We start from the raw sequence: 17,685 nt of genomic DNA, 5'->3' as shown, positions 1-17,685 counted from the left end.
AAGGATGCACGAGGGTCGCCGCGGCGTCAACAGACCTGAGTCAGCCAGACTCAACTTTTGTCCGGCGGGATACGGCAAGCAGAGGGTTTTCGCAGGTGGGGACGGGTTGGAGGCCGGGGTGGGGTGGTGATCGGCAGTGGCTCACACCCCCACTCCACCCCTCTCCCACAGCCGGACGATCCCGCCCACCACCCCGTCGATCTCCAGGGCGCACTCGTACAGCTCCTGCCGGGGCCTGCCCCAGGGGTCCGGGATCTCGTCCTCGGCCGGCGGGACCGGTGAGGCGGCACCCCGGCGGGCGGCCGCTGCCGCCACCACGGCCTCGAAACCGCCCCCGCCGCCCTGCCCGGCCTCCTCGGCCACCCCTTCCCCCAGCCGCACGAACTCCTTCAGGGTGAAGCAGCGCCGCATCGCCGACGGTGCCAGCCGCACCGCCGCCTCCCGGTGCTCCCGCGCGAGCCCCAGGACCAGCGCGGCGCCCGTGACGAGTTGCGCGGTGAGCGGGCGCGAGGCGAACCCGGAACCATCACCGCCCAGCTCCTCCAGCACCTCCCGCGTGGTGTCCTCCATGCGGGATCGGTGCCACGCCTCCGTGCCCGCGCTCTCCGGCCGCAGGGCGGACCCGGGTGGAAGCCTCGCTGCCAGCAACCGCTCGGCGAGCGCCGAGCGGTGCACGTTGCCCGTGCAGACGAAGAGGATCCGGGTCATCTCTCACCTGTCACACGAGCCCCCGCGGACGCAGCCGTCTCCTTCAGGGGGGCCGCCGTCCGGGGTGCGGGCAGCTCGCCGTAACCCCCGTAGCCGTAGGCGCCGTAGCGACCGTAGCGACCGCCCTTGGACAGCGGAGCCATGCTGAAGACGCTGCCGAGGACGCGGACGCCCACCCGATCCAGCGACTCCGCGGCGGTGCGCACCTGGTCCCGGCTGGTCTTCGCGGCACGCACGACGAGCAGCGCGCCCTGGGTGAGCGAGGCGAGCCCGACCGTGTCGGCGACCGGCAGCAGCGGAGCGGTGTCGACGATCACCACCTCGTAGGTGCTCGCCAGTTCACGCAGCACCTCATCCATGCGCGCCGAGGCGAGCAGCTCGGTCGGATTGGGCGGTACGGCGCCGCTGGCGAGCACCGAGAGTCCGCCGGCGACCTGCTGCATCACGTCCCCGATGCCGGCCTGCCCGATGAGCACCGTGGTCAGACCGGCGTCCTGGACGAGGCCGAAGGTCGAGGCCACGCTCGGGCGGCGCAGGTCGGCGTCCACCAGACAGGTGGAGACGCCCGCCTCGGCGAGCGAGAGGGCGAGGTTCACGGATGTGTTGGTCTTGCCCTCGCCGGGCACCGAACTCGTCACCGCGATGATCCGCGGCGGATCGTCGACCTGGGAGAACTGCAGGTTGGTGCGCAGCCTGCGGAAGGCCTCGGCGCGCTTGGAGTGGCCGTCGGTACTGACGAGCGGCTGCTTGGGGGCGTTCTTGTCGTACGGGATGGTGCCGAGGCACGGCAGATCGGTGAATTCGCCCAGGGCCTCGCTCGCCTTGAACGTGGTGTCGAGCGTCTCGCGCAGGGCGACGAGTCCCGCACCGAGCAGCAGCCCGCCGAGCACTCCCGCGGTCAGGTTGAGCAGCGGGTTGGGCGAGACCGGACGAGTGGGGGCAACGGCCTCCTGGGTCACGCCGAGGGACACGGGTGAGACGGGGTCTTCCACCCGGCTCCTCCTGAACCTCTTCGAGCTGATCGGGTGCTTGGGCGTCTCCAGCTCCTCGACGACTGCGCTGAACCGCTCCGCCACGGCGTTGGCGATGCGCGCCGCACGCCCGGGCACGGCGTCCTTGACCTTGATGTCGATGAGCACGGTATTGATCGGCGCGACAGCGGTGATCCGGCGCGCCAACTCCTCCGGCGTGGTGTGCAGCCGCAGCTCCTTCACCACCGGCACCGTCACCTGACGCGTCGTCACAATCGCTGCGTACGACTGCACGCGTGCCTGCGAGAAGCTCTGACCCTGGTTCAGCTGGGCGGTGTCCTCGCTGCCGCGGGTGGCGACGAAGAGCTGGGTCCTCGCCTCGTAGACGGGAGCGCTCAAACCCGTCGCGGCGAGCGCCGCCCCGATCCCGAGAACCAGACAGACCACCATGGTCGACCAGCGTCTGGAAAGAGCCTTCAGGAATCCGTGGAGATCCAAGCTGCACCCCTCATAGAACCGAGGGAACCGTCCCGAAACAGGACGTTCTGTTCCCTATGTGTGCAGCCGAAGATAGGGACTCTCGCACCTCAACCGGGGTAGCCACCCCCATGTCGGACCGCCAAAGGACCCTGGCGCCCTACATCCTTCGGCCACTTCGCTCGGTGGCAGCCGCCCGCCGCCGAGGAGCGAGCGCTACACCATCCGGTGGCTTCTGGGCAGTACCAGGCGATTCGGGGTCGGTATTTCCCATTTATTCCCTGAATCTAGATCTTGATTACGGCTGACGCTGCAGCCCGACCCGGCCTGAACCCGAGGAGAGTGAAGAAGATGACGACATCGCCCAGGTGGCGAACTGCTCTGGCATCGGCAGCATCAGCTGCCGTGCTCGTCGCCGCACCGCTGATGGGGGCGACGACCGCCCACGCGCAGCAGCCGTGCCCGGCGTACCCGGCGCCGCACCCGCACGTCACCGTCGACCCCACCAGGGTGCCCGCCGGCGGCACCGTGGGGTTCGTAGGCACTTGCTTCGAGCCCGACCAGCTGGTCATCGCGGAGCTGCACTCGAGAGAGGTCGTCCTGGGCAGGTTCAGGGCGGACGAGGACGGAACCGTCGTGGGCACCGTGCGCATCCCCAAGCGCACCGAGCGGGGTGAGCACATCTTCGAGCTTGAAGGCCGCCACCCCAGGCTGGAGGCGTTCGCCAGCATCGAGGTGACGCGCAAGAAGAATCACCACGGGGGCAAGGGACACAACGGCGGCAAGGGACACAACGACGGCAAGCACAACGGAGGCAAGGGACACCACAAGGGCGAGCACGACGGCAAGGGACACAACGACGGCAAGGGACGCGGGGACTACGCCGACTACGGCTCGGACCGCAGTGCCGGCGCACCGGGTTCCGAAGAGCACCGCGCGAGCCTCGCGCACACCGGCAGTGAGAAGGCCCTGGCGCTGGGCGGCGTCGCCGCCGGGCTGCTCGCGGCGGGCGGTGGCGCGATGATGGCCGTGCGCCGTCGCCGCAGTTCATGACGGATCGGGACCTCTCCACGGCGGTATCACGGCGTCCCGGTCTGGATCGGGACGCCGTCCCCGTGCCCCGCCCCAGCCGCTCGGATGAGCGGGCGCCGGGTCGCCGTCGCGCACTCGGGTACGCCGTTCTGGCAGCCGCGTCGCTCCCGCTGGCCGGCGCCGCCTGGATCGCTGTCACCGGCCTGCTGGCCCGTTCGGAGCTGATGGCGGCTCAGCAGGACCTCGACGCGCTGCGGCAGTCGATGGCACGCCAGGCGACACCCGCCTCCGCCGCCGGGGCGCAGCCCATGTCCCCCCGGGCCGTGGAGCAGGCGGTGCGTTCCGCGGCCGCCCACGCCGCGCGGGCCCATCGCCTCACCACCGGCCCGGCCTGGTACTCGGCCGCCGCCCTGCCCTTCCTCGGGGACCCGGTCAGGACCGTACGCGGCGCCGCCCACGCGGCGGACCGCCTGGCCGGCGACGTGCTGAACCCGCTGGTACACGCCTTGCCCCGGCCCACGCCGGACGGCAGCGGCGACGGGATGTCCGAGGCCCTCACGACGTTGCAGCAGCACGCGCCGGACGTCGACCGGGCCACGCGCGTGGCCGCCGAGGTCCGGGCCGACGTCCACGACCTGCCCCGTTCGAGCTGGCTGCCGGCGGCCGACCGGGCCCGTGCCGGGCTCGCACAGCAGCTCGACCGCCTCGCACCTGTGATGACCGACGCCTCCGTGGCGGCCCGCGTGCTGCCGTCGATGCTCGGCGCACAAGGGGAACGGCGCTACTTCCTCGCCTTCCAGAACCTCGCCGAGGCACGCGGCACCGGGGGCCTGCCGGGGGCCTTCGCCGTGCTGCGGGCCGAGCGGGGCCATCTGTCCTTCGAGCGGTTCGGCAACAACACCGAGATGGCCACGGCGAAGGCGGACATCGACCTGGGAGCCGACTTCGCGGCTCGCTACCGGGGCAGCGATCCCACGCATGTATGGGCCAACTCCAACATGAGCCCGCACTTCCCCTACGCCGCCCGCATCTGGGCCGCGGCCTGGCGCGAGCACACCGGCGAGCGCGTGGACGGCGTGATCGCCATCGACCCCGTGACGCTGAGCCGTTTCCTGCGGGTCACCGGCCCGGCCGGCATGGCCGACGGCACCCGGCTCACCGCCGACAATGTCGTGGACCTCACCGAACGGGCCAGCTACGCCCTCTACGACGACGTCGGGCGCCGCAAGGCGTTCTTCGTCGACGCGGCCCGCGCCGCCGCCGGGCCCCTGATCTCGGCGGCCGACGACACACACCGGCTGCCCGCGCTGCTCGTCGCCGTGAACGACGCCCAGCAGGAGGGCCGGCTGAAGGTGTGGAGCGCCCACACGGAAGAGCAGCGCCTGATCGAGTCGCGCCCCTACTCGGGCACGCTCCCGGACACCCCCGGCCCCTTCGCGGGGCTCGTCGTGAACAACGCCGCGGGCTCCAAGCTGGACTACTACCTCGACCGGAGCCTGGTCTGGGAAGCAGGCGGCTGCTCCCGCGGCGACCGCCCGGTCACCGTCACCATGACGCTGACCAACCGGGCCCCGGCCTCCGGCCTGCCCAGTTACGTCACCCTGCGCGAGGACCGCCGGCCCTACCCCACCCGGCCGGGTGACAACCGGCTCCTGGTGTCGTACTACGCCGGGGCCGGAGCCAGCCTCACCAGTGCCACCCTCGACGGCCACCCGACGATGCTCACGTCCGGCGTCGAACGCCGCCACTCCGTGTTCACGACGGACCTGGAACTGCCCTCCGGCTCCAGCCGCACGCTGGTACTGCACCTTCGGGAACCACACGCGAACGGCACCCCCGCCCTGTTGCAGCAGCCCCTGGTGACGCCGCTGCGGGCCACGTTGAAGCCAAGGGGTGCCTGAGGTGCCTGAGCGGGTGCGGGCGTGCCGGCACGAAGTGCCGGTCAGGGGTGGACATGACCGGGCACGCGCGGCTCGGGGGCGGGCGCCTGAGGCGCCCGCCCCCGAGCCGCGGCAGGCAACGTTTTACGTGGATCAGCTTTTTTGACGTCTCGCCCGACCGGTCGCGTTCAGTCCGCACAGGCAAGCCGCAGCCGAACGGTCGGCTGCGGCTTGCCCGGGACACGCCATCGGTGGTGGAGACGGAAAGTTCTCACAGCGGTTCGTCGCCGGGCGTCAGCCGGGGCGGCCTCAGGGCAATGCGCGCCATGAATTCCGGATTGTTACGGAGGTAGCGTCGCCACAGCCGACGAGGCTCTTTGCACAGCCGATACGACCATTCAAGACCATGGCGTCGCATCCATCCCGGAGCCTGTCGCATGAGACCGGCGTGGAAGTCGAAGGCCGCTCCGACGCCGAGGAGGACGGAAGCATCGAGACGTTCGCGATGCTCCGCCATCCAACGCTCCTGCTTCGGGGTGGACAGGCCCACCCAGACGAGATCGGCTCCGCTGTCGTTGATGCGGCGCACGACCTCCTCGTCCTCTTCCGGGGTGAGCGCCCTGAAAGGAGGGGAGTACGCACCCACGATCTTCAGTGCGGGGATGCGGCGAGCCAGGTTCTGGGCGAGCAGTTCCGGAACCCCGTCCGCTCCGCCATACAAATAGGACGACCAGCCGCGCTCCGCGGCACGCTGCAGAACCGAGAACATCAGGTCGGCGCCACGTACCTGGCTCATCCAGGGGGCGCCGACCCGGTGCCCCGCCCAGACCATGGGCATTCCGTCAGGGACGGTGAGTCCCGAAGCGTTATGGATGCGGCGGAGGGCGGGATCGCGCTGGGATTCCATGACTCCGTGGACGCCCGTGACGCACACGTACGACCGCTGCCCTGTCTCGATCCACCCCTCGATGGCCTCGACAGCGGATTCCGGATTCACGGCGCTGATGCCCACGCCGAGAACCTGCACCCTCATCTGTTCCCTTGCCATCCATATCCTCCAAGGCGTCCACTGCCGCGTCGGCAGGCCCGATCGCCGTCCCGACCCAGGTGGGTGACCGTGTTGTCGTCGACCACGCGCGTGCCGCGGTCAGCGCTGATAGGGCCGGCCCTGGAGCTGTGCTGTCACCTGGTCGTACACCCAGCGATAGGTGGCCTCCAAGCCGTCGAGCAGCGAGACTTCCGGTTCCCAGCCCAGTTCCTTGCGGACGCGCGTGTTGTCGCTGTTGCGGCCACGCACACCGAGCGGACCCGGAACATGGCGGTGCTCCAACCTCACGCCGGCGATCTGCTCGACGATCGCGTAGAGCTGGTTGATGGAGACCAGCCGGTCGGACCCGATGTTGAGCGGCTCGGCGCACTCACTGCGCGCCAGCCGCATCGTTCCCTCCACGCAGTCGTCGATGTACGTGAAGCTCCGGGTCTGCTCACCATCGCCCCAGATCTCGATCTCCTGCCCACCCGTGAGCACAGCCTGTGCCACCTTGCGGCACGCTGCGGCGGGCGCCTTCTCACGACCGCCCGTCCAGGTACCGAACGGGCCGTAGACGTTGTGATAGCGCGCGACGCGAGTCGTCAGCCCGTAGTCCTCGCGGAAATGACGTGCCATGCGCTCGCTGAACAGCTTCTCCCAGCCATAACCGTCCTCGGGCATGGCCGGGTAGGCGTCCTCCTCCCGCAGCGGGAGCACCTCGGCCTCGGTCTGCTTGTGCGCCGCGTACACACACGCCGACGAGGAATAGAAATAACGTCCCACCCCTGCGTCCCGGGCTGCGAGCAGCATGTGCGTACTGGACAGGACCGAGAGCATGCACGCGGCTTTGTTGCTCTCGATGAAACCCATTCCCCCCATGTCGGCCGCAAGGTGGTAGACCTCCCCGGCGCCCCCGTCCAGTACCTCATGGCAGGAATCGAGCAACGAGACATCCCGGACCACATTCAAGGCCCCGTCGTGAACCTGATACCAATCGCGCAACGGCTTGCGGTCGACAGCTCGCACAGACCTGCCCTCCGCGAGCAGCGCCCGCGTGAGGTGCCCTCCGATGAACCCCCCCGCACCCGTCACCACAGCATCGACACCAGCCACGACTTTCCTCCTAGACTTAGCCGGATATTCCGACAAAAGGGACTCTGAGCCCCACTTGTCACCGTTCCTGAAACCGCAAGGAACCGCCGCAACCCCGCATCGGTTGGCGGATTCGCCGCAAAGGCCGCCCCCATGTGCAGGCCGGGTGCGGCCCCTGGTGCACCGAAGCGACATAGTCGCCAAAGAGGGGTAAACGGAATGAACAGAACGTAACCGACGCTTTTGGGAAAGATAGGGAAGCGCGCCGCTTCCATACAGGCCGGAGCCATATGCAGTACGGCTCCACCCGGAGGAGAGGGGTCACCGAGGCGGACCGCCGCCCGTGACGGCGCGTGATCACCACCCCGTAAGGTGGCCGGGACCCAGCACCACCGGGGCTCCGCCGACGGCGTGCGCGACGGCGGACCGCTGCGGCTTCCCACAGCGACGCAGATCACCGTTTGCGCCACTACAGTGCAGCGGGATAAGTGGGTAGTCTCAGACCGACTACATAAGTTACTGCTTAGTAATCACGCCTTCGGAGTACACAGGAAGTGCATCGGAGGAAACGCAACCCCCCTCGCAGGCCCGAGGAGCCCCCAAATGCAACTCGCCGCGATCATCGTGTCGCTGGTCCTGACCGTAGTCGGCGTCGCGCTGCTCGCACGTGCCATCGGTCAGTTCGTCCGGTACTTCAAGCTCGGCCAGCCCGTCCCCGCCGACAGCCGGACCGACAACCCCTACCAGCGCAGCGTGACGCTGGTCAGGGAGTTCCTCGGCCACACCCGGATGAACCGGTGGGGCATCGTGGGCATCGCCCACTGGTTCGTGGCCATCGGCTTCCTGACGCTGCCGCCGACGATCATCAACGCCTACGGCCAGCTCTTCCAGGCCGACTGGACGCTCCCCGTCGTCGGCGACTTCCTGCCGTACGAGCTCTACATCGAGTTCATCGGCACCATGACCACGCTCGGCATCGTCACGCTGATGGTCATCCGCCTGCTGAGCCTGCCGTCGCGGCCCGGCCGCAAGTCCCGGTTCGCGGGCTCGAAGATGGGTCAGGCGTACTTCGTCGAGTACGTCATCTTCACCATCGGTCTGGCGATCATGGCTCTGCGCGGCCTTGAGGGCGCCCTGCACCACGTGGACCACTACGAGGCCGCGTACTTCGCCTCGTATCCGCTGATCCTGGCCTTCAAGGGCCTCAGCCTCACGACGCTGCAGAACCTCACCTACCTCTTCGCGATGATCAAGCTGGGCACCACCATGATCTGGATGATCACGGTGAGCCTGAACACCAACATGGGTGTGGCCTGGCATCGCTTCCTCGCCTTCCCGAACATCTGGTTCAAGCGCAACGCGGACGGCTCCACCGCGCTGGGCGCGCTGCAGCCGATGACGAGCGGCGGCAAGGCGATCGACTTCGAGGACCCGGGCGACGACGACGTCTTCGGCGTCTCCCAGGTCGAGCAGTTCTCCTGGAAGGGCCTGCTGGACTTCTCCACCTGCACCGAGTGCGGCCGCTGCCAGTCGCAGTGCCCCGCCTGGAACACCGGCAAGCCGCTCTCGCCGAAGCTGCTGATCATGTCGCTGCGCGACCACGCGCACGCCAAGGCGCCGTACCTGCTGGCCGGCGGCGGCAAGACGATGGAGGGCGAGGAGAAGGCCTCCGAGGAGCAGCTGAAGGACGTCCCCGCCGCCGCTCTCGCCGAGGCCGAGCGTCCGCTGATCGGCACCGCCGAGGAGAACGGCGTCATCGACCCGGACGTCCTGTGGTCCTGCACCACCTGCGGCGCCTGCGTCGAGCAGTGCCCGGTCGACATCGAGCACGTCGACCACATCGTCGACATGCGCCGCTACCAGGTCATGATCGAGTCCGCGTTCCCGTCCGAGGCGGGCACGATGCTCAAGAACCTGGAGAAGAAGGGCAATCCCTGGGGCCTGGCCAAGAAGCAGCGCCTGGAGTGGACCAAGGAGGTCGACTTCGAGGTGCCGGTCGTGGGCCGGGACATCGAGGACCTCACCGAGGTCGAGTACCTCTACTGGGTCGGCTGTGCGGGTGCCCTGGAGGACCGCGCCAAGAAGACGACGAAGGCGTTCGCCGAACTCCTCCACATCGCGGGCGTCAAGTTCGCGATCATGGGCGGCGACGAGAAGTGCACCGGTGACTCCGCCCGCCGCCTGGGCAACGAGCCCCTGTTCCAGGAGCTCGGCATGGAGAACGTGGCCGCGCTGAACATGGCATTCGGCGAGGACGACGAGGACGAGTCGACCAAGAAGCCGAAGTCCGCGAAGAAGATCGTCGCCACCTGCCCGCACTGCCTCAACACGATCGGCAACGAGTACCCGCAGCTCGGCGGCGACTACGAGGTCATCCACCACACCCAGCTGCTCCAGCACCTGGTGGACGAGGGCAAGCTGATCCCGGTCACCCCGGTCGAGGGCATCATCACCTACCACGACCCCTGCTACCTGGGCCGCCACAACAAGATCTACACGCCGCCGCGCGAGATCATCGGCAAGGTCCCGGGCCTCAGGAACGAGGAGATGCACCGCCACAAGGAGCGCGGCTTCTGCTGTGGCGCCGGTGGTGCGCGGATGTGGATGGAGGAGCGGATCGGCAAGCGCATCAACAACGAGCGCGTCGACGAGGCCCTCTCCCTCAACCCGGACATCGTCTCGACCGCCTGCCCGTTCTGCCTGGTCATGCTCACGGACTCGGTGAACGGGAAGAAGAACGATGGCAAGGCGAAGGAGTCCATCCAGGTCGTGGACGTCGCCCAGCTGCTCCTCGACTCCGTCAAGACGCCGGCCGACCCGGCGGGCGAGGCGGAGACGGAGAGCCGGCCGGAGCCGGAGCCGGTGAAGTAGCAGCCGGCGTTCGTACGCCACCGAGGGGCCGGGGTCGCAGGACGCGACCCCGGCCCCTCTTCTGCACCCGTCGAGAGTTCGTCCCACGCTCCGGATCACGCGCTGAGCAGCGCTACCGCCTCTGGCCGTCTCCACGAAAGCGACTCCACAAAAGGTGGGGCAGATCGGGTGAGAGTTCCCCGGGACCCAGCGTCGCGCCCCGCTCCCCCGTGGACATCCGTTCACACTCGATTAGTCGCTTTTGATCCCGTTTGGAGGGCGAATGTGGCTGTTCGGGGAGACCATGCCCCATGTACCAGTACCGAGACCCGTGCAGACACATGTCATCCGGAAGCAGCCACCGGCCGGGCGCCGCACCGGCAAACCGCCCTGGTACGGACCGGCAGCGGTCCTCGGCGACGCGGTCGGCGCCCTGCTGCCGGTCCTTCTGGCCTTCACGCTGGCCGACAGCACGCATGCCGTCGCCTACGCGTTGGTGGCGGCCGCGGTATGGCTGCTCGTGCGCGGCGCACGGGACCGTTACGCCGAACGCCGTCTCGGTGAGCGCCACAACCTCGGCCCCGCGCTGCAGGACTGGCTCGTGCTGGTCGGAGTGCTCGCGGTGGTCCGGGCGGCGACGGGCGAGGAGTCCCCGTTCCTCCTGGCCATGGCCGCCCTGGCGCCCTGCGCCCCGACGAGCGCCGTCGTGCACACGCTGATCCACCGTCATCTGATGGCCCGGCGCCGCGGCGGCCAGGCCATCCGCCGGGCCCTGGTGATCGGCGAGGCGAACGCCGTCGACGGTCTGGTGAGCCACCTCGCGAAGCGGGCCGACCATGAGTTCGTCGTCGTCGGGGTGTGCGCGATCGGCGACGAGGACCCGCATGTGCTGGCCCCGGTCGCAGCGCGTCTCGACCGGCAGGCGCCACCGCACATGTCGACCGACTCCGCCCCGGTACTGGAAGCGGCCCAGCAGCTCGACGTGGACGTCGTCCTCGTCGTACCGGGGCCGTGCATGACCGGACCGCGCCTGAGGCGGCTGTCGTGGGCACTGCACAGCGAGGAGTGCCCGCTCGTGGTCGTACCGGGCCTGACCGAGGTGGCCCGGCGCCGGGTGGGCGTCTCCTCGGTGGCCGGGCTCACGCTGCTGGACGTGGCACCGCCCCTGAGGCAGGGATGCGCGACGCTGCTGAAGTCGGCGACCGACCGGCTGGGCGCGGCACTGCTGATCGTGCTGCTGGCCCCGGTGTTCGTGGTCGTGGCCCTCACCGTATGGCTGGACTCCCCGGGCCCCGTCGTGCACCGGCAGACCCGCATCGGCCGCGGGGGGAAGCCCTTCACCATGGCGAAGTTCCGCACCATGGTCGCGGACGCGGAGCGGTTGAAGCACAAGTTGGCCGCGACCAACGAGCAGGACGGCCGGATGTTCAAGATCCGCCACGATCCCCGGATCACCCGCGTCGGCCGGGTGCTGCGCCGCTACTCCCTGGACGAACTGCCCCAGCTGTTCAACGTGGTGCAGGGACACATGTCCCTGGTGGGCCCACGGCCACCCCTGCCGGACGAGGTCGCCGGCTACGACGAGGTGGAGCTGCGCAGACTGGCCGTCAAGCCCGGCCTGACCGGCCTGTGGCAGGTCAGCGGCCGGTCCGACCTCTCCTGGGACGAGACGATCGCTCTGGACCTGCGGTACGTGGACAACTGGTCGCCGTCCGTCGACCTCGAGGTGCTGGTGCGGACGGTGCGGGCCGTCCTCGCGGGCACCGGGGCCTACTGAGCTGCTCGGCCTTCGGACACCAGGCCCCCATCACCCCCGTCCCACACCTCGAACAACGGACATAAGTCCATGCCATCGGAAAAGCGTTTTCTACCGGCCTGAGCAGCGGGGACCAGGGGCTCACCGGCCTACCGCCGCCATTCAGGGGAAGCAATTCAGCTCGCCCGCCATCCTTACCGGTTTCGCCTACTTCGACTGGTACATCAACAAGTGCGTCCCCGGCCCATCACATCAGATCGAGGAGCGGAATGAAAAACATTCCTCATCTCCGAGGCGTGCCGTCCCGTGTCGGTCCGGGGCCTTATCGCGTGGCCCTGGTGCACAGTTTCTACTCGTCACGGCAGCCGAGCGGAGAAAACGCTGCTGTACGAGATCAAGCCGAAGCGTTGGGGGCGGCAGGACACGAAGTCACCGTGGTGGCCGCCCACACCGACAGCCTTGAGCAAGAGCGCGGATACGCTGTGCGCGCCGCGGTTCGGGTCGCCACCGGGCGAGGCCGTTCTCCGCTGGCAGAACTGGAGAAGTTCGCGCCCGATGTCGTGCATGTGCACAACCTTTTCCCGAACTTCGGCACCGAATGGCTCGATCGTTGGCGAGGAGCACTCGTCGCCACCATGCACAACTACCGGCCGGCCTGCGCCGCCGGAACGCTCTTCCGTGACGGCAAGGCCTGCACGCGATGTCCCGACGGCGACCGCTGGGAGGGCTTGCGGCGCGGCTGTTACCGGGGATCGCGATTCGCGACAGCCCCCCTCGCCTGGGCGCTTCGCAGCGGCGCGGCAGCACATCCCGTGTTGCGCCGAACCGACAGGATTGTTGTGCTGTCCGAGCGGAGCCGGGATCTCTATCTCACATTCGGACTACCAGCACAGAGAATTGTCGTGGTGCCCAACTTTGTCGATGTTTCTGACCACTCACGCACCGGCAACGCGGACATCACTCCGCCATCCACAGGCCCTCGCTGGCTCTTCATCGGCCGACTCGGCGAGGAAAAGGGAATCCTTCAGCTATTGCAGACCTGGCCACGCCGTGAACACCTGGACGTCATCGGCTCCGGCCCACTGGAATCAAAATGCCAACAACTGGCCCCGGACCGCGTGCGCTTTCTGGGGAGCTTTCCACGCAAGCGCATCCTGGATGTGCTCCCCGGTTATACCGGGCTGATCTTTTCAAGCCTTGCTTTCGAGAATGCCCCGCTCGTCCTTCCTGAGGCCCTGGCGTCCGGAGTGCCCATTCTCGCGCGGGCAGGGTCATCAGTTGCGGACAGCGTGCGGAAGTACGGAACAGGCGCGGTCTACCACACGAACGACGAGCTACCGCGGGCACTGCAGAACGCGCGGACAGTCTTTCCCGGACTTCGAGAGCACTGCCGCAAGGTCTATACCGAGCACTACACGGCCCAATCCTGGAACGCTGCGATGACCGCGGTGTACGAGCAAGCGGTGAGCGACCATGGGGTGTTGACACGTTGACGGCGAAGGGGAAATCGAGCAGACGGGTCCTCGTCGTGCAGCCCTACGTCCCTGCTTACCGGACGGCCTTCTTCGAAGAGGTGGAAGCCAACCTTGGGTCGGTCGGAGTCGTCCTCGATGTGGCTCACGGCTCGCCGGCCAAGGACCTGGAGGCCAGGAGAGACACTGCTGCCTGTGGCTGTGCAACACATGTTCCCACCATGAGGTGGTACGCGCCGGGTGGGCGGCACCTGAACTGGCACAGGCTGGCACGGCGCGCGGCCGGGGCTGACGCGGTCGTCCTGGAGCAGGCTCTGCACAACCTGGAGGCATTCCCCCTCCTGTTGCGGCAGTCCGTCGGACATCTCGCGCGACGACGTGGTCGCCCGGTCGCGTTCTGGGGGCATGGCCGAACCTTCACCAAACCACAGAACCGGCTCGAGACCTGGGGCAAGGAGGTGCTGACTCGACGGGGCGCATGGTTCTTCTCCTACACCGATGAAGGTGCTGCTCATGTGGCATCGCGCGGTTTCCCCCGGGAACGCATCACTGTCGTTCAGAACTCGATCGACACCGCGGCGTTGTCGGAGACCTGCGACCGCGCCCGGAGTCCGGGGACGACCGAATTCGCCGAGGCCGAAGGTCTGCGGCGGCAACATGATCTGACGGCCGGCCGCACAGCGCTGTTCGTGGGCGGGCTGGACGCTCCCAAACGCATTCCCTTCCTCCTGGACACCGCTCGACGGATCACGGAGGAACTGCCGGGCTTCCGGCTGCTGGTCGCCGGAGACGGACCCGCCCGCGGCCTGGTGGAAGAAGCCGCCGCACGTCCCGGAAGCGGCGTGATCGCAGTCGGCCGTGCTGTCGGACGCTCTGTGGCCTTGTTGGGTGCCGTCAGCGACATCATGCTCATGCCCGGCCGGGTGGGACTGTGCGCCGTCGACTCCTTTGCACTGCGCACCCCCATCGTCACCACGGCGTGGCCCTGGCACGCCCCCGAGTTCGAGTATCTGGCCGATGCGCGCAACGCCGTCGTGTCCGTCGACGATCCCGCTGCCTATGCGACAGCCGTGGTCACGCTTCTACGTGACCACAAACGCCTCGCGGCACTCGCTGACGCGTGCAGCAGAGACGCATCGGTTTACACGGTGCAGAACATGGCCGCACGCTTCAGCAAGGGAATCCTGCAGATGTTGAGTCAGTTCGAGGCCGTCGGCCGACGGCCGTAGCCGGGCCCTGTGCGGTCGCGCGTGGCGCGCACGGCCGACCAGGTCTCCTCGCGCCACACGCGCATTCCGCCGCGGCCTGCCCGAACAGCGATCAGATCCCGACGGCGTCCCGGGTCATCAACGCGGCAATCGCCCGCAAAGGCAACATCTGCGCCGGCGGCGGTCCCTCGCCGCGAGTGCGGGGCGCGCTCCGGCCGTACGCCTTGAACTGCTGATCACGTGAGGGCCCTACGACGCTGCACGACACGACGGGCCCCTCATGACGGCGTTGCCGTCAAGCACGGCGGAAGGCTCTGAGCAAGGTGGGTACGAGCACGAGGGCGGCATAGGAGACGACTGAGGCGATGATGGGACCCTCGGCTCCCAGACGGGCCAGGAAGATGGACCCCACGAGGTTCACCACGGCCATCAGGCTGTAGGTGATCGCCTTGAACCGCAGTCCCGCGGCGTCCATCGTCCACATGGCGGCCGGGATGGCGACCGCCTGCACGAAAAGCAGCGTGGCGAACGCGACCATGAGGTCGGTCCCCACCCGAATCCGTCCGTGCATCATCCAGGTACCCGCGACAACGCCGAACACGACGATTGCGATGCCCAGGACCAGGCCGGCGGCGGCGAAGGCGGCGGTGAGCTTGGCGAGTTGGCGCCTGGGCGCGCCGGACGACTGTCTCCTCCGGGCGAAGAGCGCCCACAGCGGCAGCCCGGCGGCGGTCAGCAGGCTGGACGCCGGCCCGAAGAACTGTTCGCCGGCCGAATAGACGGCCACGGCCGTCGGGCCGGCCACGTGGCTGAGGACGAGCCGGTCGGTGCAGAGGGCGACGACCGCGGCAGCGGTAGTGATGGACGTGGGAACGGCGAGGTGGGCGATAGGCGCCCGCTCCTTCAACGCCCTTTCGCGGACACTACGGGCAATCATCGCCAGCAGCGGCATTCCCACGCAGCGACCGGCGATGACCGCGCCGACCGCGTTCACGAGGCACTGAGAGAGGAAGGCGGCGCAGACCAACCCGCCTGTGGGGGCACCCAGTCCCACGGCGAGCAGCACGAGGCCGAACTGCAGGACGCAGCCCGCCCCCTGCAGCAGGAACGTGACCTCGTTGCGGTTCACGGCCAACAGCACGGATCTGCTCAGTCCGAGCGGCAGGCTGCATCCGAACAGCACCGAGGCGACCGCCACGGTGAGGTCGGACCCCGGCTGGGCGGCGTCGCCCAGCACCCTGTCCCACATTCCGAACAGAGCCATGATGATGCCCGCGGCGGCAATGGCCGCTCCCGCGCACATCAGGTTGCGTGCCGAGGACAGAACCGTGCCGCGCACCAGCCGTCGTTCACGCGAGCTGTCGCGCGCAACGGCCTCGGTGAGCGCGGCTCCCGCACCCAGATCCGTGGCGGGAAGCATCGTCGGCAGCGTGGTCACCAGCGCGAAGACCGCATAGCCGGACACTCCCACCGCGCCGACAACGGTGTGGATCAAGGCCAGGTTGGTGACCGCGCCGACGGGAAGCGTCACGGCCCGCGCACCGACCGATCTGGTGATGGGGCCGAGGAAACGTGCCAATCCGCCGCGCGTCCCGCCCGGGGCGTGCGCAGCGGGAACCGGTGCGACCGGAATCGTCGACGGCCGCCCGACCGGACTCAGGCCGTGCGACGAGTGCGGTGCTGCCACTGGGTCTCCCACGGTCCGATGTACCGACCTCGGTGGCCAGTTCAACAGCCGCGGCTCGGCAACACACATCCGACACGACGGCCTGCGGGATTCTTGCCCGGAAAGCAGTACTCGCCGTACCGATGCGTGGGGTGCCGTCGCGCAGGTCGCCGGGAACAGCGTGTCGAACCATCGAAACAGTTCCTCGGACCCTACGTTCCACCGTGTCCGCGACCGTGGCAGGCGGCACCGTCTCTCCTGCGCGGTCATCACGCGTGTGGAGCAGGAGAAGCACTTGTCGCCCCGAGTCGCTTGGTTCACCGATTGCGTACTCCCCCCCTCGGAGACTTTCGTCCTCAACCAGCTCAACGCCCTCACCGACGTGAAATCAGCGCTCTTCGGCATCCGCGCCGTTCCCGGCATCGAGGTACCCGGCCGGACGTTCATCCTCGACAGGGACCGTTCGCTGGGATCGGTGGAGAAGCTGACGTGGAGCGCATTCCGCCGCGCCCCCAGATTCACCGCGGCCGTTCAGGACTTCGCACCCGACCTGTTGATCGCACATCACTTGCCCAACGCGTGGCGGATCGCACGCCTCGCCCAGCGGTGCCGAGTCCCTCTGGTCGCCGTATGTCACGGATCGGACCTTCTGGAGATGGGCAGTGAACCCTTCAAGTACCGGGGAATGCAGCAACTGGCTCAGAACTGGGACCGGTTGATCGACGTCGTACGACTCTTTCTGCCGGTATCCCATTTCCTCGGCGCCCGACTTCTGGCGGCGGGGGTCCCTCAGTCTCGCGTTGTTCCCCACTACCTCGGCGTTCCGCTTCCCGATGGATCGCGCCTGGGGAGCCCGAGCGAGAGCGCGGACGTCCTCTTCGTGGGCAGACTGGTCGAGAACAAGGGCTGTCATCTGTTGCTCAAGGCCCTGGGGGAACTCGGGCGCCGCCGACGAGTCACAGCAACCATCGTCGGAGACGGACCGGAGAGAGAGCGCCTGGAGAACGAGGCGGCCGGCCTGACATCCGGCGTCACGGTCCGGTTCCTCGGGAGCCGGCCCCACCACTTCGTCCGTCAGGCGATGAGAGAGCACCGCGTCGTCTGTGTACCCAGTGTCGAGGTGGCTTCCGGAGCCTCTGAAGGCCTCGGGCTCGTGGCCTGTGAAGCAGCCGCGAACGCCCGGCCGGTGGTCGCGTTCCACACGGGCGGGCTGCCGGAAACGGTGGCGCACGAGGAGACGGGGCTGCTCGTCCCGCAGCGCGACGTGGGCGCGCTGGCCGACGCACTTGAATACGTGCTCACCGACAGCACTCGGGCGGAGGCGATGGGCAGAGCTGCCCGTCGGCTGGCCGAGACGAAGTTCAACCTGGCGCAGCAGGGAAGGCAGCTACGCGAAACGCTCTCCCGGCACAGGCTTCTGGGCACGGCCTGAGAGCCGGCGGGCACGACGGAAGGTAGTGCGTCGCCGCACAGGGCAGACCGCCGCCTCCGGGGAGGCGGCGGTCGAACGCCGTTCTACGCTGTGCGGGTTCGGTCCGAAGAC

12 protein-coding genes are annotated in these 17,685 nt (G+C 68.5%); 7 read left to right on the top strand and 5 right to left on the bottom strand.

Annotation, left to right across the window (positions count from 1 at the left end):
* Nucleotides 1-141: 141 nt before the first annotated feature.
* Together Q2K21_RS00980 and Q2K21_RS00975 are read right to left on the bottom strand one after the other, a co-directional pair.
* Nucleotides 142-708 (bottom strand): arsenate reductase/protein-tyrosine-phosphatase family protein, encoded by a 567-nt coding sequence (locus Q2K21_RS00980; protein ID WP_310763134.1) that lies wholly within the window; start codon nucleotides 706-708, stop codon nucleotides 142-144.
* Nucleotides 705-2,177 (bottom strand): tyrosine-protein kinase domain-containing protein, encoded by a 1,473-nt coding sequence (locus tag Q2K21_RS00975; protein ID WP_310763133.1) that lies wholly within the window; start codon nucleotides 2,175-2,177, stop codon nucleotides 705-707. The genes Q2K21_RS00980 and Q2K21_RS00975 overlap by 4 nt, the downstream gene beginning before the upstream one ends.
* A gap of 384 nt (nucleotides 2,178-2,561) precedes the next feature.
* Here Q2K21_RS00975 and Q2K21_RS00970 point away from each other — a divergent pair, with 384 nt between their 5' ends.
* Both Q2K21_RS00970 and Q2K21_RS00965 read left to right on the top strand, forming a co-directional pair.
* A complete protein-coding gene (locus tag Q2K21_RS00970) occupies nucleotides 2,562-3,209 on the top strand; it encodes a hypothetical protein (RefSeq protein WP_310763132.1) in 648 nt (215 codons plus the stop codon).
* 62 nt (nucleotides 3,210-3,271) lie between these two features.
* Complete coding sequence (locus Q2K21_RS00965) at nucleotides 3,272-5,089, top strand: DUF4012 domain-containing protein (RefSeq protein ID WP_310763131.1); 1,818 nt, start codon at nucleotides 3,272-3,274, stop codon at nucleotides 5,087-5,089.
* A gap of 250 nt (nucleotides 5,090-5,339) precedes the next feature.
* Here Q2K21_RS00965 and Q2K21_RS00960 read toward each other — a convergent pair whose 3' ends face one another.
* Complete coding sequence (locus Q2K21_RS00960) at nucleotides 5,340-6,116, bottom strand: WecB/TagA/CpsF family glycosyltransferase (RefSeq protein WP_310763130.1); 777 nt, start codon at nucleotides 6,114-6,116, stop codon at nucleotides 5,340-5,342.
* Nucleotides 6,117-6,215: 99 nt separating this feature from the next.
* Complete coding sequence (locus Q2K21_RS00955; protein ID WP_310763129.1) at nucleotides 6,216-7,211, bottom strand: NAD-dependent epimerase/dehydratase family protein; 996 nt, start codon at nucleotides 7,209-7,211, stop codon at nucleotides 6,216-6,218.
* Nucleotides 7,212-7,793: 582 nt separating this feature from the next.
* Between Q2K21_RS00955 and Q2K21_RS00950 the strand changes: the two genes are divergently transcribed.
* The 4 genes from Q2K21_RS00950 (at nucleotide 7,794) to Q2K21_RS00935 (ending at nucleotide 14,497) form a co-directional block, all read left to right on the top strand.
* Nucleotides 7,794-10,061, top strand: coding sequence for a (Fe-S)-binding protein (locus Q2K21_RS00950; RefSeq protein ID WP_310763128.1), 2,268 nt, complete (start codon nucleotides 7,794-7,796; stop codon nucleotides 10,059-10,061).
* A gap of 310 nt (nucleotides 10,062-10,371) precedes the next feature.
* On the top strand, nucleotides 10,372-11,817 hold the full coding sequence (locus Q2K21_RS00945; RefSeq protein WP_310763127.1) for a sugar transferase: 1,446 nt from the start codon (nucleotides 10,372-10,374) through the stop codon (nucleotides 11,815-11,817).
* 248 nt (nucleotides 11,818-12,065) lie between these two features.
* A complete protein-coding gene (locus Q2K21_RS00940; RefSeq protein WP_310763126.1) occupies nucleotides 12,066-13,289 on the top strand; it encodes a glycosyltransferase family 4 protein in 1,224 nt (407 codons plus the stop codon).
* A 200-nt stretch (nucleotides 13,290-13,489) separates the two neighbouring features.
* A complete protein-coding gene (locus tag Q2K21_RS00935) occupies nucleotides 13,490-14,497 on the top strand; it encodes a glycosyltransferase family 4 protein (RefSeq protein ID WP_310763125.1) in 1,008 nt (335 codons plus the stop codon).
* A 274-nt stretch (nucleotides 14,498-14,771) separates the two neighbouring features.
* Here Q2K21_RS00935 and Q2K21_RS00930 read toward each other — a convergent pair whose 3' ends face one another.
* Nucleotides 14,772-16,007, bottom strand: a complete 1,236-nt coding sequence (locus Q2K21_RS00930) for a lipopolysaccharide biosynthesis protein (RefSeq protein WP_310763124.1) — start codon at nucleotides 16,005-16,007, stop codon at nucleotides 14,772-14,774.
* 412 nt (nucleotides 16,008-16,419) lie between these two features.
* Between Q2K21_RS00930 and Q2K21_RS00925 the strand changes: the two genes are divergently transcribed.
* Entirely contained in the window at nucleotides 16,420-17,574 is a 1,155-nt protein-coding gene (locus Q2K21_RS00925) for a glycosyltransferase (protein ID WP_310763123.1), read from the top strand.
* Nucleotides 17,575-17,685: the final 111 nt, after the last annotated feature.

The organism is Streptomyces sp. CGMCC 4.7035 (assembly GCF_031583065.1).
In the GTDB taxonomy this organism is placed as follows: Bacteria; Actinomycetota; Actinomycetes; order Streptomycetales; family Streptomycetaceae; genus Streptomyces; species Streptomyces yaanensis.
This window is presented reverse-complemented; position numbering and strand designations above follow the sequence as displayed.

Bases quoted from the DNA above. Each gene is read 5' to 3' on its own strand.
- Q2K21_RS00980 (WP_310763134.1), bottom strand. From the start codon at position 708: ATGACCCGGATCCTCTTCGTCTGCACGGGCAACGTGCACCGCTCGGCG.
- Q2K21_RS00960 (WP_310763130.1), bottom strand. From the start codon at position 6,116: ATGGCAAGGGAACAGATGAGGGTGCAGGTTCTCGGCGTGGGCATCAGC.
- Q2K21_RS00950 (WP_310763128.1), top strand. From the start codon at position 7,794: ATGCAACTCGCCGCGATCATCGTGTCGCTGGTCCTGACCGTAGTCGGC.
- Q2K21_RS00940 (WP_310763126.1), top strand. From the start codon at position 12,066: ATGAAAAACATTCCTCATCTCCGAGGCGTGCCGTCCCGTGTCGGTCCG.
- Q2K21_RS00935 (WP_310763125.1), top strand. From the start codon at position 13,490: ATGAGGTGGTACGCGCCGGGTGGGCGGCACCTGAACTGGCACAGGCTG.